Source organism: Methylobacterium aquaticum, from assembly GCF_016804325.1.
In the GTDB taxonomy this organism is placed as follows: domain Bacteria; phylum Pseudomonadota; class Alphaproteobacteria; order Rhizobiales; family Beijerinckiaceae; genus Methylobacterium; species Methylobacterium aquaticum_C.
On the sequence record NZ_CP043627.1, the window covers coordinates 6,387,665 to 6,406,881 of the forward strand.

Annotated in this window: 18 protein-coding genes; 15 read left to right on the top strand and 3 right to left on the bottom strand. The window is 70.3% G+C overall.

Annotated elements, in window-relative coordinates; genetic code table 11:
- Nucleotides 1-155 precede the first annotated feature (155 nt).
- The 4 genes from F1D61_RS29430 (at nt 156) to F1D61_RS29445 (ending at nt 3,383) form a co-directional block, all read left to right on the top strand.
- Nucleotides 156-1,007, top strand: coding sequence for a transporter substrate-binding domain-containing protein (locus F1D61_RS29430; protein WP_203155574.1), 852 nt, complete (start codon nt 156-158; stop codon nt 1,005-1,007).
- A 184-nt stretch (nt 1,008-1,191) separates the two neighbouring features.
- Nucleotides 1,192-1,884: an aspartate/glutamate racemase family protein gene (locus F1D61_RS29435; RefSeq protein ID WP_203155575.1), complete on the top strand. Its 693-nt coding sequence runs from the start codon at nt 1,192-1,194 to the stop codon at nt 1,882-1,884.
- An 18-nt stretch (nt 1,885-1,902) separates the two neighbouring features.
- Nucleotides 1,903-2,562 carry an amino acid ABC transporter permease gene (locus F1D61_RS29440; protein ID WP_203155576.1) on the top strand — a complete coding sequence of 220 codons (660 nt, stop codon included), beginning with the start codon at nt 1,903-1,905 and terminating at the stop codon, nt 2,560-2,562.
- A gap of 35 nt (nt 2,563-2,597) precedes the next feature.
- On the top strand, nt 2,598-3,383 hold the full coding sequence (locus tag F1D61_RS29445) for an amino acid ABC transporter ATP-binding protein (RefSeq protein ID WP_281437026.1): 786 nt from the start codon (nt 2,598-2,600) through the stop codon (nt 3,381-3,383).
- Between the two features lie 81 nt (nt 3,384-3,464).
- Here F1D61_RS29445 and F1D61_RS29450 read toward each other — a convergent pair whose 3' ends face one another.
- A complete protein-coding gene (locus F1D61_RS29450; RefSeq protein WP_203155578.1) occupies nt 3,465-3,782 on the bottom strand; it encodes a hypothetical protein in 318 nt (105 codons plus the stop codon).
- Nucleotides 3,783-4,050: 268 nt separating this feature from the next.
- On the opposite strand from F1D61_RS29450, the gene F1D61_RS29455 reads away from it, so the two are divergent.
- The 11 genes from F1D61_RS29455 to F1D61_RS29505 all read left to right on the top strand — a co-directional run bounded on the left by F1D61_RS29455 (nt 4,051) and on the right by F1D61_RS29505 (nt 16,750).
- Nucleotides 4,051-4,998 carry an AEC family transporter gene (locus F1D61_RS29455; protein ID WP_203155579.1) on the top strand — a complete coding sequence of 316 codons (948 nt, stop codon included), beginning with the start codon at nt 4,051-4,053 and terminating at the stop codon, nt 4,996-4,998.
- Between the two features lie 115 nt (nt 4,999-5,113).
- Entirely contained in the window at nt 5,114-5,560 is a 447-nt protein-coding gene (msrB, locus tag F1D61_RS29460; protein WP_203155580.1) for a peptide-methionine (R)-S-oxide reductase MsrB, read from the top strand.
- Between the two features lie 164 nt (nt 5,561-5,724).
- Nucleotides 5,725-6,630 (top strand): PAS domain-containing protein, encoded by a 906-nt coding sequence (locus F1D61_RS29465; protein ID WP_203155581.1) that lies wholly within the window; start codon nt 5,725-5,727, stop codon nt 6,628-6,630.
- An 8-nt stretch (nt 6,631-6,638) separates the two neighbouring features.
- Nucleotides 6,639-8,711: an ATP-binding protein gene (locus F1D61_RS29470; RefSeq protein WP_246775604.1), complete on the top strand. Its 2,073-nt coding sequence runs from the start codon at nt 6,639-6,641 to the stop codon at nt 8,709-8,711.
- 714 nt (nt 8,712-9,425) lie between these two features.
- Entirely contained in the window at nt 9,426-12,167 is a 2,742-nt protein-coding gene (locus F1D61_RS29475; RefSeq protein ID WP_246775605.1) for a PAS domain S-box protein, read from the top strand.
- A 139-nt stretch (nt 12,168-12,306) separates the two neighbouring features.
- On the top strand, nt 12,307-12,663 hold the full coding sequence (locus F1D61_RS29480; RefSeq protein ID WP_246775606.1) for a cell wall-binding protein: 357 nt from the start codon (nt 12,307-12,309) through the stop codon (nt 12,661-12,663).
- Between the two features lie 329 nt (nt 12,664-12,992).
- Complete coding sequence (locus tag F1D61_RS29485; protein WP_203155582.1) at nt 12,993-13,823, top strand: transporter substrate-binding domain-containing protein; 831 nt, start codon at nt 12,993-12,995, stop codon at nt 13,821-13,823.
- Nucleotides 13,824-13,849: 26 nt separating this feature from the next.
- Entirely contained in the window at nt 13,850-14,494 is a 645-nt protein-coding gene (locus F1D61_RS29490; RefSeq protein WP_203155583.1) for an amino acid ABC transporter permease, read from the top strand.
- Nucleotides 14,491-15,153 (top strand): amino acid ABC transporter permease, encoded by a 663-nt coding sequence (locus F1D61_RS29495; protein ID WP_203155584.1) that lies wholly within the window; start codon nt 14,491-14,493, stop codon nt 15,151-15,153. Before F1D61_RS29490 ends, F1D61_RS29495 begins: the two co-directional genes overlap by 4 nt.
- Nucleotides 15,150-15,950 (top strand): amino acid ABC transporter ATP-binding protein, encoded by an 801-nt coding sequence (locus F1D61_RS29500; RefSeq protein WP_203155585.1) that lies wholly within the window; start codon nt 15,150-15,152, stop codon nt 15,948-15,950. Before F1D61_RS29495 ends, F1D61_RS29500 begins: the two co-directional genes overlap by 4 nt.
- Nucleotides 15,947-16,750: a UTRA domain-containing protein gene (locus tag F1D61_RS29505; RefSeq protein WP_203155586.1), complete on the top strand. Its 804-nt coding sequence runs from the start codon at nt 15,947-15,949 to the stop codon at nt 16,748-16,750. The genes F1D61_RS29500 and F1D61_RS29505 overlap by 4 nt, the downstream gene beginning before the upstream one ends.
- Before the next feature lie 373 nt (nt 16,751-17,123).
- Here F1D61_RS29505 and F1D61_RS29510 read toward each other — a convergent pair whose 3' ends face one another.
- The gene (locus tag F1D61_RS29510) at nt 17,124-17,729 is read right to left on the bottom strand and encodes a flavin reductase family protein (RefSeq protein WP_203155587.1); all 606 of its coding nucleotides are present in this window, start codon (nt 17,727-17,729) and stop codon (nt 17,124-17,126) included.
- 2 nt (nt 17,730-17,731) lie between these two features.
- Nucleotides 17,732-19,084 (bottom strand): LLM class flavin-dependent oxidoreductase, encoded by a 1,353-nt coding sequence (locus F1D61_RS29515; RefSeq protein WP_203155588.1) that lies wholly within the window; start codon nt 19,082-19,084, stop codon nt 17,732-17,734.
- Nucleotides 19,085-19,217 lie beyond the last annotated feature (133 nt).

The following is a 19,217-nucleotide window of genomic DNA, read 5'->3' on the forward strand; positions in this document are numbered from 1 at the left end:
ATCGAGGGTCGGGACTGGCCGCATGCCGCGTCTCGCCGCGCGGCCCGGGCGACGGAAGCGGGACGAAGGGCGAAAGCCGTCGATCGACGGGACTCCCGCGCCGCGGCCCGAGGGACTAAGACGAAGGCCAAGCTACCAACGACAGGGCCGGCATCATGGTATCACGCAGGGACATCGCCTCTCTTCTCGGCGCCGGCACGCTCGCCGCGGCGAGCCTCTCCCCCATCGGCACCGCCCAGGCCCAGACGGGGCCCGCCGGGGAGAACACCTTCCAGCGCATCCGGCGCACCAAGAAGCTCCGGATCGCCGGCATCGTCGGCACCGAGCCGTACTACAAGAAGGACATCGCCACCGGCGAATGGTCCGGCTTCTGCATCAGCATGGCGCAGGACCTCGCCAAGGCGATGGATGCCGAGGTCGAGATCGCCGAGACCACCTGGGGCAACGCGGTGCTCGATCTCCAGGCCAACAAGATCGACATCATGTTCGGCCTGTCGCCGACCCCGTCGCGCGCGCTCACGGTGGAGTTCACGCGGCCGATCATGCTGAACACCTTCACCATCATCGCCAAGCCCGGCTTCGAGCCGAAGACCTGGGCCGACCTCAACAAGCCGGAGGTCCGCGTCGCCGTCGACATCGGCTCGACCCACGACCTCTTCGCCCGGCGCGTCATCCCGAACGCCACGCTGGTCGCCCTGAAGACCCCGGACGACGCCATGCTGTCGGTGCAGTCCAACCGGGCCGACTGCGTCATCCAGGTCGCGCTGCTCTCGCTCGTGACCGTGAAGAAGAACCCGAAGGTGGGCCGGATCATCGTGCCGACGCCGCTCAGCGCGCAGCCGACCTGCGCCGGCGTGCGGGCCGAGCCCGATCCGCGGTTCCGGACCTTCGTCGACAACTGGCTCGAATACAATCGCGGGCTCGGCGCCATGAAGGGCTGGATCACGTCGAGTCTGGAGCTGGTGGGCGTGAAGGGCGCCGACATCCCGCCCGAGATCACCTTCTGACGCGCGCGGGCGGCCCCGACCACGCCGTCGTCGGCCGCCGCTCCGGGTCCTCGATTTCAAGCCTTCGATTCCAGTCTTCGATGTTTCCGCATTGTCCTCGACGAACCGGTATCCGGTCCGTCGGACGAGGCTCTCGCCGCGGCCCGGGACGTATCCCCGGGCCGGGCCCTTCAGGTTGCGACGCATGCCCCCCGATTCCACCCCGCCCCTGGGCATCATCATGCTCGACACCCGGTTCGAGCGCCCGCCCGGCGATGTCGGGCATCCGGCGAGCTGGCCCTTCCCGGTCCTGTTCGAGACCGTCCGCGGCGCCACCGCGCGCCGGGTCGTCGGAGGGCAGGACGCCGCGCTGGGCGACGCCTTCGTCCAGGCCGGGGAGCGGCTGCGGGCGCGGGGCGCCATCGGCATCGTCACGTCGTGCGGCTTCCTGGCCGCACGGCAGCGCGCCCTCGCCGCCCGGATGACCCTGCCGCTCGCCACGTCGAGCCTGATGCAGCTCCCCCTGATCGACCGCTGCCTGCCCGGCGGCAGACGGGCCGGGGTCGTCACCTACGACGCCGACGCGCTCAACCCCGCGCATTTCGTCGAGGTGGGCGCCGATCCCGCGACGCCGGTCGTGGGCCTGCCCGCGGACGGGGCTCTGCGCGGCCTGATCGAGCGGGGGGCGCCCTACGATGCGGCGGCGCTGGCGCGCGACGTGCTAGAGGCCGCCGGGCGCCTGGTCGCGCGCGGCGACATCGGCGCGATCCTGATGGAATGCACCAACCTGCCCCCGTTCTCGAAGGCCGTCGCCGAGCGCTACGACCTTCCCGTCTTCGACATCATCACCCTGGGCCGCTGGTTTCACTCGGGCCTTCTGCAAACACGATACCGGTAGAGCGGACCAGAAACGACCATGACGTACGAGTGGGATTTTTCGTTCCTGCTGCAATACAAGGGCCTGATCGCCATCGGCGCCCTGTACACGATCGGCTTCACCATCCTCACCGCCGTCTCGGGCTTCGCCGTCGGCGGCCTGATCGCCGTCGCGCGCTTGGGACAGGTGAAGGCGGTGACCATCCCGCTCATGGCCTTCATCGAGATCTTTCGATGCACGCCCGTGCTGGTGCAGCTGGTCTGGATCTACTACGCGCTCCCGATCCTGATCGGCGTCGAGCTGAAGCCGGCCACCGCCGCCTTCATCGCCCTGACGCTCTACGGCGCGTCGTTCTTCGCCGAGATCATCCGCGGCGGCATCGCCTCGATCGATGTCGGCCAGTGGGATGCGGGCCGGGCGCTGGGCATGCGCCGCGGGGCGCTGCTCAAGCGCATCGTCCTGCCGCAGGCGCTCAAGCGGATGATCCCGCCCCTCGTCAACCAGGTCGTGCTCCAGCTGAAGAACACCTCGCTGTTGTCCGTTCTCGCCGTGCCCGACCTGCTCTACCAGGGCCAGCTCATCACCTCGGCCACCTACAAGCCGCTCGAAGTCTACACGATGATCGCGATCATCTACTTCGTGATCCTGTTCCCGCTGACGACCTTCGCGCACCGGCTGGAAAACAGGCTCGCGCGGTGAGCACGGGATTCGTGGAGACGACGATGGAGCGGGATATGCCGGAGACACCGATGATCGAGGTCGCGCACGTCAGGAAGTCGTTCGGGACCGTGTCCGTGCTCAAGGACATCTCCTTGAGCGTGCCCAAGGGCGGGGTGCTGTCGCTGATCGGCCCGAGCGGATCGGGCAAGTCGACCCTCCTGCGCTGCCTGAACCTCCTCACCATCCCGGACGAGGGGACGATCCGGATCGGCACGCACGCGATGCGCTTCGGCCGCGATCCCCAGGGCAAGGATCACCGGATGCCGCGGGACAAGGACCTCGCCGCCTTCCGGGCGACGGTCGGCATGGTGTTCCAGAACTTCAACCTGTTTCCCCACATGTCGGTGATCCGGAACGTCATGGAGGGGCCCGTCACGGTGCTTGGCAAGGGCCGGGACGAGACGCGGGAACTCGCGCTCCGGCTCCTGGACAAGGTCGGCTTGCGGGAGAAGGCGGAGGTCTCCCCGGACCGGCTGTCCGGCGGACAGAAGCAGCGGGTCGCCATCGCCCGGGCGCTCGCGATGAAGCCGGAGGTAATGCTCTTCGACGAGGCGACCTCGGCGCTCGATCCCGAGCTCGTCGGCGAAGTCCTGCAGGTCGTCCGGCAACTGGCCTCGGAGGGGATGACCATGGTGCTGGTCACCCACGAGATCGCGTTCGCGCGCGACGTCGCCGATACCTGCGTGTTCATGCGCGACGGCTTCGTCGTCGAGGAAGGACCGGCCCGCCAGGTGATCGAGGACCCGCGTGAGGCCGCCACCAAGGCCTTCCTCAGCCATTTTCACAAGGCGGCGGTGTGAGGCCGCGCCGATCGCCGGAAACCCCGGAGCCTGCCGGAGTTCCTCGGCAGATCCGTCCCGCCCGCGGTGTCCGGGCGTGCCTTACGGCATTCCCGGCTCCGCTGCGGGGCCGTGGAACGACCCGGAGGGCTCCATGTCGGTCGGGATCGACGAAGCGGGCTCCGACGCCAGGCGGGCCGCGAACTGCACCGCATGGGCAAGGCGGCTCACGGCCGGCCATTCCTGCACGCGGCGCAGGGGGATCCGCGCCTCGATCAGGAGATCGTCGTCGAGCAGGCCCTGGGCCACGTCGAGCGAGGCCTCCGGAAAAGTCTCCAGGATGGTCCGCACCGCCGCATCGATATGCGCGTCGCGGTCGGGGCCGTACTCGATCAGGACGTGCTTGAGGACGCAGAGCATGCCCGCGATGTACCCGGCCCGGGCCCGGGCCGGGTAGTGCGTCCCGGCAACGGTCGCGCGGCCGGATCGGGATCGCCGCCCCGGACGAGGGCCGCGACGCTCGCGCCGCGACATCGACGCAGCCTCGGATGGTCCTGCGAGCCGGTGCCGGCGAGGCGGGTGAGCGTCCGCGGGCGTTGCCGGCCGCCTCGCCGGCATGCGACAGCCCGCTTCCTTGCGCCCGCCGGCCGCCTCGCGCCCATCCTCCGCCAGACTGGACCCCGAAGGCATGTCGAACCTCGCGACGATCGGATCGACGCTCGTCACCGTCATCCTTCCGGTCTTCGGCCTGATCGCGATCGGTCGCCTGGTCGTCCGGGTCGGAATCGTCGAGCGGGGCGAGACCAAGGGCCTGACCGGCCTGATCTTCTGGATCCTGCTGCCGGCCCTGCTGTTCCTGTCGATCGTCGGCGCCCGGACGGCGCCGCGCCTCGACGTGATCGCCGTCTACTTCTCGGTGGCGCTGCCGGTCTTCGCCCTGTCGGTGGTCCTCGGCCTCGCGCTCTTGCGCATGACGATCGCCCAGGCGGCGGTGTTCGGGCTGAACGGGTCGTTCGGCAACACCGTGCTGCTCGGCATCCCCATCGTGGGCGCGGTCTGGGGCGGGGCGGGGCTCGCCATCCTGCTCTCGATCATCGCGGCCCACTCGCTCCTCCTGCTGCCGGCGGCCACGATCCTCGTCGAGATCGACCGGGGCGGGACGCAGCGGCGTCTCCTGCGCACGTTGCGCGACACGGTCGTCGGCAGCCTGAAGAACCCGATCATCTCGTCGATCCTGGCGGCCACCCTCTGGAACGCGACCGGCCTTCCCGTGCCGGAGGCGCCCCGGCGGATGCTGGAACTCCTCGCCGGGGCGGCGCCGGCCCTCGCGCTGATCAGCCTCGGCGCCTCGCTGCCGGTCCTGCACCGGGGGCATGTCGGCCCGCCCGTCCTGTTCGCGGTGGCGATCAAGCTCGTGGTCATGCCGCTCTGCATGGCCCTCGCCGTGACCGTGGCGGGGATCCCGCAGCCCGCCGCGATCGTCATGGTGGTGACGGCCGCGCTGCCGACGGGTGCGAACGCCTTCCTCCTCGCCCACCGGTCGGGCGCGATGATGGAGGTCTCGGCCGCCACGGTGGTGGTCGCGACGGTCGTCGCCGTGGCGACGCTCACCGCCATCGTCTCGGCCGGGTCCTGAACCCGGGCTCGACCGGCCCGCGAGCCGGGCATCCCGCCGGTCGAGCGGGACGGTCGCCGTCGCGGGGCGCAGGCGCCATATAGCGCGGGAACGAGCACGCCACGGAGATCACCGGATGCCGACCTACGAGAAGTCCGACGCCGCCATCGCCCGGCTCACCCCCGAGCAGTACCGGGTCACCCAGCAGAACGGCACCGAGCGCCCCGGGACCGGCGAGTACCTGGAGAACAAGGAGCCGGGCATCTACGTCGACGTCGTGTCGGGCGAGCCGCTCTTCGCCTCCTCCGACAAGTACGAATCCGGCTGCGGCTGGCCGAGCTTCACCAAGCCGATCGAGCCGGCCCACGTCGCGGAGCTGCGCGACACCACCCACGGGATGATCCGCACCGAGGTCCGCTCGAAGCACGGCGACAGCCATCTCGGCCACGTCTTCCCGGACGGTCCCCGGGAAAGCGGCGGCCTGCGCTACTGCATCAACTCGGCGTCCCTGCGCTTCGTGCCCCGCGACCGGATGGAGCAGGAGGGCTACGGCGCCTATCTCGATCAGGTCGGGGAACGCTGACATCCCGCTCGGGGCACCATCCGCGCCGGGAGGCGCGGACGGTCCGCCTCGCCGGTACCGCGACCCGGGCACGGGCCCTAGGTGTATGGGCCTTGCCCCATTTTATTGTGCGCGTGGCGGCGCGCGGGTAAAAGCGGTTCGACAACGAACGGACGCGTGGGACCGTGGCGCCGCTGAAATTCCTATCCCGCGAAGACCTCGAGGCGGAGATCCTTCGCCTGCGGGCGATCGTGAGCACCTCCGGTGCCGAGGCGGAGCGCGCCGTCATGCGTCACGCCGAGCGCGAGGACCGGCACCGCCTCCCCCTCGCCGACAGCGGGACGCAGGCGGCCCAGGCCGACCGGAACGCGCTGGCCTCCAGCGAGGCGCGCCGGCGCGCGATCTTCGACAGCGCGATCGACTTCGCCATGGTGGTCATCGATCCGGCGGGAACCGTCACCGACTGGAATTCCGGCGCCGCGCACGCGATGGGCTGGAGCGCCGACGAGATGTGCGGGGAGAGCGCCGAACGCTTCTTCACGCCCGAGGACCGGGCGAGCGGGCGCCTCGCCGCCGAGATGCGGCAGGCCCTGGAGGCGGGGCGGGCGCCCGACGAGCGCTGGCACCTGCGCAAGGACGGCGGGCGGTTCTGGGCGTCGGGCGAGATGATGCCGCTGCACCGCGACGGCGTGCATCTCGGCTTCGTGAAGATCCTGCGCGACCGCACCGTGGAGCATCTGGCGGGCGTCGCGCTCGAGGAGACCCAGGAGCGCTACCGGATCGCCGCCAAGGCCACCAACGACGCCGTCTGGGACTGGGACCTCGCCGCCGACCAGGTGCTGTGGAACGAGGCCATGGCCCGGGCCTACGGCCATTCGCTCGAGACGGTCGCACCGACCGGTGCGTGGTGGATCGGTCAGATCCATCCGGACGACCGCGCCCGCATCGACGCCTCGATCCATGCCGTCATCGCAGGCACCGGCAGCGCCTGGACCGGCGAGTACCGCTTCCGCCGCGCCGACGGCTCTTATGCCGAGATCCTCGACCGGGGCCACGTGATCCGCGATGCCGGGGCCGGGCCGTGCGGATGATCGGCGCGATGCTCGACCTGACCGGTCTGCGCCGCGCCGAGACGGCCTTGCGGGCGAGCGAGGAGCGGTTCCGCACCATCCTCGACACGATCGAGGCCGCCTTCGCCATCGTCGAGGTCAAGTTCGACGGCGACGACCGCCCGGTGGATTACCGCTTCATCGAGGCCAACCCGGCCTTCGAGCGCGAGGCCGGCGTCAACCTGCGCGGCAAGTGGGTGACCGAGTTCGCACCCGACCTGGAGCAATTCTGGTTCGAGACCTACGGCCGCGTGGCAAAGACCCGGGAGCCGATCAGCTTCGAGAACTACGCCGAGGCGTTCAAGCGTTGGTTCGACGTCCGGGCCGTCCCGGTCGGCGCCCCGGACGACCGGCAGATCGCGATCATCTTCAACGACGTGACCGCCCGGCGCGAGGCCGAGGAGCGCCTGCGCGCCAGCGAGGCATGGGCGCGGGAGAACGTCGAGCGCGTGCAACTGGCGCTCGCCGCCGGCGCGATCATCGGCACCTGGCACTGGGACCTGCCCTCGGACCGCTTCACCGTCGACGAGGGCTTCGCGCGGTCCTTCGGGCTCGATCCGGCCCTCGGCCGGGAGGGGATTCCGCTCGCCCGGATCGTCGCCACCGTGCATCCCGACGACCAGGCGGGGCTGGCGGCAGCCATCGACGAGGTGGTGGCGCGGGGCGGCGCCTATGCCCACCAGTACCGGGTGCGCCGCCATGACGGGCGCTACTACTGGATCGAGGCCAACGGGCGCGTCGACCACGCCGCCGACGGAACGCCGCTGAGCTTTCCCGGCGTGCTCCTCGACGTCCAGGAGCGCCGGATCGTCGAGCAGGAGCGCGACCGCGCGATCGCGCAGCTGCGCAGCCTGACCGAGACCCTGGAGCAGCGCGTCGCCGAGCGGACCGCCGAGCTGATGGATGCCGAGGAGCAGTTGCGCCAGTCGCAGAAGATGGAGGCTGTGGGCCAGCTCACCGGCGGGCTGGCCCACGACTTCAACAACCTGCTCGCCGGCATCTCCGGCAGCCTGGAGCTGATGAGCACCCGCATCGCCCAAGGCCGCCTCAAGGACGTCGACCGGTACATGGCCGCCGCGCAGGGTGCGGCCAAGCGCGCGGCGGCGCTGACGCACCGGCTGCTGGCGTTTTCGCGCCGGCAGACGCTCGATCCGAAGGCGACCGACGTCAACCTGCTGGTCGGCGGCATGCTCGACCTGATCCAGCGCACCGTCGGCCCGAGCGTCCGGATCGACACGGCCTGCCATCCGGACCTGTGGCCGGCGCTCGTCGATCCGTCCCAGCTCGAGAACGCCCTCCTGAACCTCTGCATCAACGCCCGCGACGCGATGCCCGAGGGCGGCCGGATCACGATCGAGACCGGCAACCGCTGGATCGACCGGCCGGCCTCGCTGCGCCAGGACTTGCCGGAAGGACAATACCTGGCGCTCTCCGTCTCCGACACCGGCATCGGGATGCCGCCGGAGGTGGTCGCCAAGGCCTTCGATCCGTTCTTCACGACGAAGCCGCTGGGCCAGGGCACGGGCCTGGGCCTGTCGATGATCTACGGCTTCGCCAAGCAGTCCGGCGGCCAGGTGCGCATCCACTCCGTCGAGGGCGAGGGCACCAGCGTCAGCCTCTACCTGCCCCGCCACCGCGGCGAGGCTCAAGCCGAGGAGGCGGCGCCGCAAGGCTCCCTGCGGCCGGTCGCCGAGACCGGCGAGACCGTGCTGATCGTCGACGACGAGCCGACCGTGCGGATGCTGGTCACCGACGTGCTGGCCGAACTGGGCTACACGGCGATCGAGGCGGCGGATGGCGGCGGCGGCCTCGAGGTGCTGCGCTCCGATGCGCGGATCGACCTGCTGATCACCGATGTCGGCCTCCCCGGCGGCCTGAACGGCCGGCAGATGGCCGATGCCGCCCGCGTCACCCGGCCGGACCTGAAGGTGCTGTTCATCACCGGTTATGCCGAGACCGCGCTCCTCAGCAACGGCCAGCTCGAACCCGGCATGGCGGTGCTGACGAAGCCCTTCGCGGTCGACACCCTGGCGAGCCGCATCCGGGAATTGATCGCGCGGTAAGGGTTCGTTCGCCTTGTGAGAAAAAATCGCGGGATATTTTTCATCCCGCCCGCGATCAAAACTTCGGGATGAGGCGGCAGGCGGGACGACGGATCGCGATCAGCCGTACGGGCTCTCGATGTCGCTGCGCAGGGCGCCATTGCCGCGCCCGGGGCCTTGGCCGCAGGGTCCGAAAGCCGCCGCCCGGAAGATCGCCCTTCCCCAACGTCCGCTTTGACAGGCGCGCCTGCCTGTGAGACCGCTCACGCTACGGAAAAGCCGGCACGCGCGTGCCGCTTCTCAAGACGGGCGAGTTCGACCGGACCCTGCCCACGGCGCCTCGTGTCACCACCGAAAAGTCAAAGAGGTGGTGCTCTGGTGACGTGGCTGTTCGTGCGACGGGTCGGCCAGTTGCGCCGCGAACGCGCGCGCGGAGCGGAGACGGGACGTCATGCACGGCAGATCCGATGCCATCCTCTACGTCATCCCGGCGTTCCTCGCCGATGGTGGCGCGATGGGCACGCTGATGCGCGGGCACGATTGGGGCGCCTCGCCGCTCGGCGATCCCGCGACCTGGCCGTGCTCCCTGGCGACGCTCGTCGGCACGATGCTGGCCTCGCACCAGCCGATGTTCCTCGTCTGGGGGAGCGGGCGGACGCTCCTCTACAACGATCTCTATGCCGACATGCTCGGGGACAGGCATCCGGCGGCCCTCGGGCGCGACTACCTCGAGGTGTGGTCCGACATCCGGGCCGATCTCGAACCTCTCGTAGAGGTCGCCGCGTCCGGCCGCCCGGTCCATGCCGACCGGCCCGTGCATCGCCTGGACCGTGGCCCCGGCACGAGGAGGCACGGTTCTCCCTCTACTACGCGCCGGTCCGCGATGCGGCCGGGCGCGTCGAGGGTCTCTCCGGCGCCTGCACGGCGATTCCGGGCCCCTCCCCCCTCGTCACGGGCCGACCACGAACGGAGGTCCACGACAACGAGGAGCGGCAATCCTTCCTGCTCGACCTCAGCGACGCGCTGCGGCCGCTGACCGCGCCGACGGACATCGCCGAGGTCGCGGCCCGCCGTCTCGGCGAGCGGGTCGGCGCCAGCCGGGTCTTCTACGCCGAGATCGGCGGCAGCCTGATGACCGTCGAGCGGGATTATACGAAGGGCGTCGTGTCGCTCGTCGGGAAGCACTCGCTGGCGGATTTCGGCCCGGACCTGCTGGCGGCCTACCGCGACAACGCGGTCGTCGCGGTCGGCGACATCGCCGCCGATCCGCGGTTCAGCGTCGAGGCGCGCGCCGGCCTGACGTCGCGCCAGGTCGCCGCCTACGTCGACGTCATCCTGTTCCGGGAGGAGCTGTGGGTGGGTCTCTGGGCCGTGCAGAGCGCGACCCCGCGCGCCTGGACCCAGGCTGAGGAGAACCTGATCCGGGAGGTGGGCGAGCGCGTCAAGGCGGCGATCGAGCGCGGCCGCGCCGAGACGGCGTTGAAGGAGAGCGAGGAGCGCCTGGCGGCGATCTTCACCGGTGCCGCCGTCGGCCTGTCCGAAGTCGGCGCCGACGGCCGCTTCCTGCGGGTGAACACCGAACTCTGCCGCATCCTCGGACGATCCGCCGACGAACTGCTGGGGCTCGACTTCACCGCCGTCACCGATCCGGACGACCTGTCGCCGAGCCTGGCGGCGGTCGCCGAGACGATCGAGACGGGACGCGGCACCTCCCTCGACAAGCGCTACCGGCGCCCGGACGGCACCGCGATCTGGGCCAACACCAGCATCCGGCGCCTCGACGACGCGGAGGGCCGCTTCAAGAGCTTCCTGGTCGTGACCGTCGACCTGAGCCGGCGCAAGGAGACCGAGCATCGCCTGGCCGAGAGCGAGCGCCGCCTGCAGGAGCTCAACGAGACCCTGGAGCAGCAGGTCTCGGAGCGCACGGCGGAGCGCAACCTGCTCGCCACCATCGTTGAGCGGACCGACATCATGGTGATGGCGGCCGACCTCGACTACACGATCCTCGCCATCAACAAGGCCAATGCCGACGAGTTCGAGCGCATCTACGGCGTGCGGCCGGCGGTCGGCGACAACATGCTGGCCCTGCTGGCCGACCAGCCCGAGCATCAGGCCCAGGTGCGGGCCGGCTGGGGCCGGGGGCTGGCCGGCGAAGAGATCACCGTGGTCGAGGAATACGGCGATCCCGGCCGCGCCCGCGCCGCCTACCAGATCAGCTTCCGCACCCTGCGGGACGCGGCGGGCGCGCGCACCGGCTGCTACCAGTTCGTCATGGACGTGACCGACCGGCTGCAGAGCCAGGCCGAGCTCGCCCAGGCCCAGGAGGCTCTGCGCCAGTCGCAGAAGCTCGAGGCGGTCGGCCAGCTCACCGGCGGTGTGGCGCACGACTTCAACAACCTGCTCACCATCATCCGCTCCTCGGTCGACTTCCTGCGCCGGCCCGACCTGCCGGAGGTGCGCAAGCGCCGCTACCTCGATGCCGTGTCCGACACCGTCGAGCGGGCCGCCAAGCTCACCGGCCAGCTGCTGGCCTTCGCCCGGCGCCAGGCCCTCAAGCCGGAGGTCTTCGACGTCGGCCAGAAGGTGCGGGGAATCGCCGACATGCTCGACACGCTGACCGGCGCGCGGGTGCGCATCGTCACCGAGGTGCCGGACGGACCCTGCCTGATCCGGGCGGATCTGAGCCAGTTCGAGACGGCTCTGGTCAACATGGCGGTCAATGCCCGCGACGCCATGGACGGCGAGGGCACGCTGACCCTGCACGTGTCCTGCGGTTCGGCCCTGCCCCCGATCCGCGGCCATGCGGGATCGCAGAAGCCGTTCGCCGCCGTGACGCTGACCGATACCGGCACGGGCATTCCGCACGATCAGATCGGCCGGATCTTCGAGCCGTTCTTCACCACGAAGGAGATCGGTAAGGGCACGGGCCTCGGCCTGTCCCAGGTCTTCGGCTTCGCCAAGCAGTCGGGCGGCGACGTCGACGTGCGCAGTATCCCGGGCCAGGGTTCCACGTTCACGCTCTACCTGCCGGAAGTGGTCCGCGAGGACCGGGCGGCCGGAGAGCGTCCGCCGGAGGATGGCCTGGCTCCGCTGGGCACCGGCCAGCGGATCCTCGTGGTCGAGGACAATGTCGGCGTCGGCCAGTTCGCGACCCAGATCCTGGAGGATCTCGGCTACCGGCCGGTCTGGGCCGCCAACGCCGAGGAGGCGCTGGAGGAGCTGGCCCGCGGAGGCAGCCGGTTCGACCTGGTGTTCTCCGACGTGGTGATGCCGGGCATGGGCGGCGTCGCCCTGGCGCAGGAGCTGCAGACGCATCATCCGCACCTGCCCGTGGTGCTGACATCCGGCTACAGCCACGTCCTCGCCCAATCGGATGCCCACGGCTTCGAGCTGCTGCACAAGCCCTATTCGGCCGAGCAGCTCGGCCGCATCCTGCACCAGATGCTCGGCCTGCATGCGAAGGCGGAGGCGCTCTGAGCGGACGGCGCGCCGGCCTGCCAGCCGCTCGTCCGCCCCGATCGTCGTCCTATCGCAGGTTTCCGTCGCGGACCCGGCCGCCGTTCCTGCACGACTGGCCGGGCGGGCAGCCGCAGAAAGACCGCAAGGCAGGCCCCCGATGACCCTCCGCGCCCGCTACGAGACCGCCGTGACCGAACTGCGCGAGCGCGTGGCCTCGCTGCGCCGGGACGGCGTGCCGGCCGAAACCATCGCGCGCACGGTCCATGCCGAGCGCCTGCGCCTGGCGGCCCATTTCAAGGCCCTGACTCCGGAGCCCTACCGCACCCGCATCTACGAGCGGACAATCCGGGTCTACGGCAACGCAGGCGGCCCCACGATCGCGTTCCTGAGGGCGCAGGGCAAGTCGTGGGAGGCCATCATCGAGGGCGCGACGCGGCCAGGGCCGCCGGTCGGCCTGGATCCCGAGCCGGGGCGCGGAGCCGGCGATCCGGCCGGGATTGCGGACGAGCCGTAGGACGACACCTGCGCCGGCCCGCCACCGCTGGGCGGGACGGCGGCATCGGCCCGTCCCGCGCCGTGGCAGTCTGCGCAGCCCCGTGACGGCGCAGACCGGCCGCGCCCGCCGCTGCAAGAAATTTGAGCTCCGATCCCGACCGCACCACGCCCTGCCGGCCCGCCCGGGCAGGCCCGTGCGCCACTTTCGACGGCACGCCGTGCCCGATTTTTTCCCAGGGCGACGCGGGCCGGCCGATTGACTTCGGGGGAGGAATGGTCCCCATATGTCTAATCATAATACCGGCCGGCCCGTTTCAGGCGCGCTGACTGTTCCGGTGGGAGCCCCGCATGAACAAGCGTATCTTCGTACAGATCACTCTTGGGCTCGGCCTGATGATGACCACGCCGATCCTGGCCCAGGCTCAGGACTCCCTGGCGCGCGTCAAGGCGGACGGCGTCCTGAAGGTCGGGACCGAGACGGCCTTCGCCCCCTTCGACTTCATCGACGCGACCGGCGAGCATGCCGGCTTCAACGTCGATGCCTTCGCGGAGGTCGGCAAGGAGCTCGGCGTCAAGATCAAGTGGGTCGAGCTGCCGTGGGACGGCGTGCTGCCGGCCCTCGAGGCGGGGCAGTTCAACATGGTGGCGGGTCCGGCCACCATCACCAAGGCGCGCATGGAGCGGTACCGCTTCCTGTCGCCCGTCGCCGAGGCGACCGTCGCGATCTTGCGGCGCGCCAAGGACGAGACGATCAAGGCGCCCCAGGACATCGCCGGCAAGACCGTCGGCGCCGGCAAGGCGACGGCGCAGCTCGCGCAAGCGAAGACCTATGGCGCCACCTTGCCGAAGCCGATCGAGACGCGCGAATATCCGGGCTTCAACGAGGCCTATGCCGACCTCGCGGCGGGCCGCATCGCCGCCGTGGCGAACTCGCTGCCGAACATCGCCTACGTCGCGGCAAAGCAGCCGGCCGTCTTCGCGGTCGTCAAGCCGCCCTTCGGCCAGAAGAGCTATTTCGGCTATATCGGCACCAAGAAGCCGGACGACCAGCCCCTGCTCGACGCCGTTCAGGCCGCGCTCGTCAAGATCAAGGCCGACGGCCGGATGAAGAAGCTGCAGGAGAAGTGGTTCGGCACCGCGTTCGACACGCCGGACGTGGCACCCGAGCCGAGCTTCTGAGCCAAGCCCGCGACCGCGAGCGCCCGATGTCCGCGCGACTGTTCGAACTGATGCTGATCGCGGCCGGGTACACGGTCGTCATCAGCGTCGCCTCGATCGGGATCGGCCTCCTGATCGGCATCCTGGTCTGCGCGGCCAAGCTCTCGCCGCGTCCCTGGCTGCGCTGGCCCGCGGCCCTGTTCGTGAGCTTCTTCCGCGGCGTCCCGCTCCTCGTCCAGCTTCTCCTGATCTACAACCTCCTGCCGGCGATCGGCCTTGCCGTCCCGAGCGTGGTGGCGGCGCTGATCGGCCTGTCGCTCTGCACCGCCGCCTACCAGGCGGAGAACCTGCGCGGCGGCTTCACCAGCGTGCCGCGCGGCCTGCTGGAAGCCGCCGACATGGCCGGCCTGTCGCCCTGGCAGCAATTCCGCCGCATCCGCGCGCCGATCGCGCTGCGGCTCACGGTGCCGGCTCTCGTCAACGAGGCGATCCTGATCCTGAAGGCGTCCTCGCTGGTCTCGGTGGTCGGCGTGATCGAGCTGACGCGCACGGCGCAGAACCTCGCCGCCTCGACCTACGAGCCGCTCGTGTTCTACTCGGTCGCCGGCGGCCTGTATCTGGCGATCAACTGGATCGTGGCGGCCGGCGGCAGCCTGACCGAACGGGCCTTGCGCCGGGGGCGGCTGGCATGAGCTTCGACGTCTCGGTCATCGTCGCGGCGTTGCCGGCCATCCTGTCCGGGCTCAAGGTCACGCTCGGCATCTGGCTCGCCGCCACGGTCCTGGGCGCCGGCCTCGGCTTCGTCGTCGCGGCGCTCCGGCATTTCGGGCCGCGCCCCTTGAGCCTCGGCCTGCGCCTCGCGGTCGAGGTGCTGCGCGGCACGCCGTTCCTGATCCAGATCTTCCTGCTCTATTTCGGCGGCCCGTTCGTTGGGATCAGCCTCGATCCGGTGCCGGCCGGGCTGCTGGGCCTCACCGTCTACGCCGCGGCCTATTTCTCCGAGATCTTCCGGGCGGGATTTGCCGCCGTGCCGCGGGGCCATGTCGAGGCGGCGCAGTGCGTCGGCTTGAGCCGGGCCCAGATCGTGCGGCGCATCCTGGTGCCGGAGATGACCATGCTGGTCCTGCCGCAATGCGTGAACATGGCGGTGATCCTGGTCAAGGAGACCGCGGTTCTGTCGATCATCTCAGTGCCCGAGGCGACGGCGGTCATCAGCGCGCTCGGCTCGCAGCAATACGCCTTCGTGGAAGCGCTGTTCCTGCTCGCGATCATCTACTGGGGATTGGTCGAGGCCTGCGGCTGGGCCGGCCGGGCGCTCGAAACCCGGCTCTCGAAGTTCAGGTTCGCATGACCTCCTCCGCCATCTCCATCCGCGGCTTGTGCAAGAGCTACGGCCACACCGAGGTCCTGCACGGGATCGACCTCGAGATCGCGCGGGGCGCCACCACCTGCCTGATCGGCCCGTCGGGCTCGGGCAAGTCGACGCTCCTGCGCTGCATCGCCTTCCTGGAGGAGGCGACGCGCGGCACGATCCTGATCGACGGGCAGCCGCTCGGCTTCGAGGAGCGGCCGGACGGCACGCGCCTCCGCCTGGCGCCGCCGCGCATCCGCAAGGTGCGCTCCGGCATCGGCATGGTGTTCCAGCAGTTCAACCTCTGGCCGCACATGACGGCGCTCGGCAACGTCACCGAGGCGCTCGTCACCGTGAAGGGACTGTCCCGACAGGAGGCCGACGCGCGCGGCATGGCGCAGCTGCGCCGCGTCGGCCTCGAGGCGCGGGCCCGGCACTACCCGTCCGAGTTGTCGGGCGGTCAGCAGCAGCGCGTTGCGATCGCCCGGGCGCTGGCGCTCGAACCGGAGATCCTGCTCTTCGACGAGCCGACCGCCTCGCTCGATCCCGAACTGACCGGCGAGGTGCTGACCGTCATGCGCGATCTCGGGCAGGAGGGCATGACGATGGTGGTCGTCACCCACGAGATCGGCTTTGCGGCGAGCGTCGGCCAGCGCATCGCCTTCCTGGATCACGGCCGCGTCCTCCTGAACGGGACGCCGGCGGAGCTGTTCGCCGCCCCGCGCCATCCGCGCCTGACCCAGTTCCTCGAAACCTACCTCGATCGCGGGGCGGCCATGTTGCTGAAGCCGGCGTGAGCGGAACAGGGCGGACGACCCGCGGGAAGGCCCACGGCGCGGATCCGTCCGAGCTGGCCTCCGACATTGCGAAAGGGGCGACGCGGCACGACCACATCGTCGAGGACATCCGCTCGCTCATCGTCGACGGGCGCTGGCCGCCGGGGTCGCAGCTCCCGGTCGAGACGGATCTGGCCGAGCGCTACGGCGTGTCGCGCATGACCATGAACAAGGCGCTCGGCCAGCTCGCCCGCGAGGGCTTCCTGGTGCGGCGCAAGAAGAGCGGGACGCAGGTCGCGCAGCCGCGGGCCGAATCCGCCGTGGTGGCGATCGCCGACATCCGCGACGAGGTCCGCCGCTCGGGCCGCGCCTATCGCTTCCACCTCATCGCGCGGCGGATGCGGCCGGGCCGGGAGGAGGACGCGCTGCTCCTCGGTGCACCCGGGACCGGGGAGGTGCTGTGGCTGCAGGGCCTGCATCTCGCCGACGACCGCCCGTTCTGCCTCGAGACCCGCCTGATCAACCCCGCCGTCGCCGAGGGCGCCAAGGACCAGGACTTCTCCGCGCTGGCGCCCGGCGCCTGGCTGCTCGACGCCGTGCCCTGGAGCGTGGCGAGCCACCGCGTCCGGGCGGTGAACGCGACCGTGACCGAGGCCAAGATGCTGGAACTCGCGGTCGGCGAGGCCTGCCTGGAGATCGTCCGGCGCACCCAGGCCGCGGGCGAGTGGGTGACGGGGGTCAGGCTGCTCTATCCCGGCAGCGAGCATCAGCTGGTCGCGAATTTCGGGCCGGATGCGGGGGGCGGGGCGTCGCGGGGGTGAGGTCTGGCCGGCGGCAGAAAGTGGCGCGGGTTTCCCCTCCCCTGCAAAGCAGGGCTGTCCGGGGAAAAGAAGAGGCGCGGGAAATCCCCCTCTCCCCGCGGGCGGGGAGAGGACTTCATCGACCTTGTCGTCGATGAAGTGAGCGGAGGCGCAGCCGGAGCGAGGGTGAGGGTGAGGTTCCGGAAGAGCCTCATCCTGAGATACCCCCTCACCCTCGCCCTGCGGGCTCCCTTCACCCCCGACGAGGGGGGTGAAGGCCTCTCCCCGCCCGCGGGGAGAGGGGAAAACTCGCGCCTCAATCTTTCACCGGACAGACCTGCCTGCAAAGGAGGAAGGGGAAACCCGCGCTCTTCTCGTCTTGGTCGAGGTTGCCTTACCCCTCCCCCACCGCGAACCGCCCGTACCCCCCGTCGCAATACAGCAGCGGGTCGATCCCCCGCGCGCCGATCGCGCCGGCGATCCGGGCGATCAGGACCGAATGCGTGCCGTAATCGTGACTCACGTCGATTGCGCAGAAGAGGGTCGCCTGCGCCTCCTCCAGCCAGGGCAGCCCCTCGATCGCCTCGCCGCCCGTCCGCAGCGGCCGCCAGGTGCCGTGGTCGAAGCGCGTCGCGGAGGGCGCCTGGGCGATCGCGGCGGCGAGGTCGCGCTGCGGCGAGCCCATGATGCCGAGCGAGAAGGCACCGCGCGCCCGCAAGGCGCCGTGCGCCGAGGCGGTGCGGTTGACGCAGACGAGGAGCGAGGGCGGGTCCATCGAGACCGAGCTGACCGCCGTCGCCAGCATCGCGTGACGGGCGGCGCCGTGCTCGGTCGCGACCAGCGCCACGGTCGAGCCGACGCCCCGCCAGACCTCGCGGAAGGTCTCGGCATCGCCCGGCCGCAGCACGGGGCCGGCCTCGTCTCCGCTCATCGCCGCCGCTCCCCCATCGCCCATGCCCCGAGGCAGCCCCTCCCGGGGCATCCGCATCGCCATCGTCATGCTCATACCCTCCCGCGGGCCGCCGCGTAACGGTTTGCGGGTGTGGACAAGCCGAGATTGTCCCGCAATGTCGCCCCCTCGTATTCCTCGCGGAACAGGCCGCGGCGGCGCAATTCGGGGACGACGAGGCGGGTGAAGTCCTCCAGGCTCGACGGCAGGGTCGGGCACATCAGGATGAAGCCGTCCGCGGCCTTCGTCTCGAACCATTCCTGCATGAAATCCGCCACCTGCGCCGGCGTGCCGGTCAGCCCGTTGCCGGTGTGGCGCCGGGCGTAATGCGTGATCAGCTCGCGCATCGTGTGCCCCTGCGTGACGAATTCCTTCAGCTCCTCGAACATCGCCTTCGAGCCCTTGGCCGAGGCGGGCATCCGGTCCATCGGGAACGGCTTGTCGAGGTCGGCGCCGTGGAGGTCGGTCTCCAGGAATTCCTGGAGCATCAGGAGCCCGACATCGGGGTGCATCAGCTTCACCAGCGCCTCGGCCTTCGCCTCGGCCTCCGCTTGGGTCTCGCCGACATTGATGACGATGCCGGGCAGGATCTTGAGGTCGTTCACGTCGCGGCCGTAGCGGGCCATCCGCCCCTTCACGTTGGCGTAGAAGGCCCGGTTCTTCTCGATGTTCGAGGCGAGCGAGAACACCATCTCGGCGGTGCGGGCAGCCAGTTCCATGCCTTGCTCGGAGCCGCCGGCCTGGGCGATCACCGGCCGGCCCTGCGGCGTGCGGGCGATGTTGAGCGGGCCGCGGACCTGGAAGTGCTTGCCCTTGTGGTTGAGCGCGTGGAGCTTGTCCTTGTCGTGATAGACGCCGCTCTCCCGGTCGAGGAGCAGGGCGTCGTCCTCGAAGCTGTCCCAGAGGCCGAACACGGTATCGAGGAATTCCTCGCCGCGCTCGTAGCGCTCGGCATGGGGGGGCAGCCCCTCGCGGTTGTAGTTGTAGCCGGTCTCGTCGTGGTCCGAGGTGACGACGTTCCAGGCGATCCGGCCGCGGGAGATGTGATCGGCCGAGGCGAACAGCCGGGCGATGTTGTAGGGCTCGTAGTAGCTCGTCGAGGCGGTGGCCACGAACCCGATCCGGTCGGTGTGCTGCGACAGGGCCGTGATCGCGGTGATCGGCTCGAAGCGGTTCATCTTGGTGGGATTGCGGGAAAGCGCGCCCGCCTCGCCGACCGCGCATGCCGGAGAATCGGCGAAGAACATGAAATCGAGTTTCGCCGTCTCGGAAATCTTCGCGCAGCGGGTCAGGTGGCCGAGGTCGTTGGCGCCGCGCACGTCGCTGTCCGGATGCAGCCACGCCGCCGGGTGGAAGCCGAACGTGTAGACGAACGTGCCGAGCTTGAGCTTGTCCGGTCGGGTCATTCGCGGGATCTCCTCGTTCGTGCGGCGCGGCCTGGCGGGCGCAGTATGCCCGGGGACGGGCTTGCCGGGACCGGAGAAATTCTGCTTCATGCTTTAGAAAATCTGTCCGCTTCCCGGATTGGCCGGGGCAGGA

Coding starts and splice junctions, on each gene's coding strand:
- F1D61_RS29450 (WP_203155578.1), bottom strand. CDS start 3,782: ATGCTCTGCGTCCTCAAGCACGTCCTGATCGAGTACGGCCCCGACCGC.
- F1D61_RS29485 (WP_203155582.1), top strand. CDS start 12,993: ATGAACAAGCGTATCTTCGTACAGATCACTCTTGGGCTCGGCCTGATG.
- F1D61_RS29445 (WP_281437026.1), top strand. CDS start 2,598: ATGCCGGAGACACCGATGATCGAGGTCGCGCACGTCAGGAAGTCGTTC.
- F1D61_RS29510 (WP_203155587.1), bottom strand. CDS start 17,729: ATGACGATGGCGATGCGGATGCCCCGGGAGGGGCTGCCTCGGGGCATG.
- msrB (WP_203155580.1), top strand. CDS start 5,114: ATGCCGACCTACGAGAAGTCCGACGCCGCCATCGCCCGGCTCACCCCC.
- F1D61_RS29515 (WP_203155588.1), bottom strand. CDS start 19,084: ATGACCCGACCGGACAAGCTCAAGCTCGGCACGTTCGTCTACACGTTC.
- F1D61_RS29490 (WP_203155583.1), top strand. CDS start 13,850: ATGTCCGCGCGACTGTTCGAACTGATGCTGATCGCGGCCGGGTACACG.
- F1D61_RS29480 (WP_246775606.1), top strand. CDS start 12,307: ATGACCCTCCGCGCCCGCTACGAGACCGCCGTGACCGAACTGCGCGAG.
- F1D61_RS29455 (WP_203155579.1), top strand. CDS start 4,051: ATGTCGAACCTCGCGACGATCGGATCGACGCTCGTCACCGTCATCCTT.
- F1D61_RS29435 (WP_203155575.1), top strand. CDS start 1,192: ATGCCCCCCGATTCCACCCCGCCCCTGGGCATCATCATGCTCGACACC.
- F1D61_RS29495 (WP_203155584.1), top strand. CDS start 14,491: ATGAGCTTCGACGTCTCGGTCATCGTCGCGGCGTTGCCGGCCATCCTG.
- F1D61_RS29440 (WP_203155576.1), top strand. CDS start 1,903: ATGACGTACGAGTGGGATTTTTCGTTCCTGCTGCAATACAAGGGCCTG.
- F1D61_RS29470 (WP_246775604.1), top strand. CDS start 6,639: ATGCTCGACCTGACCGGTCTGCGCCGCGCCGAGACGGCCTTGCGGGCG.
- F1D61_RS29430 (WP_203155574.1), top strand. CDS start 156: ATGGTATCACGCAGGGACATCGCCTCTCTTCTCGGCGCCGGCACGCTC.
- F1D61_RS29500 (WP_203155585.1), top strand. CDS start 15,150: ATGACCTCCTCCGCCATCTCCATCCGCGGCTTGTGCAAGAGCTACGGC.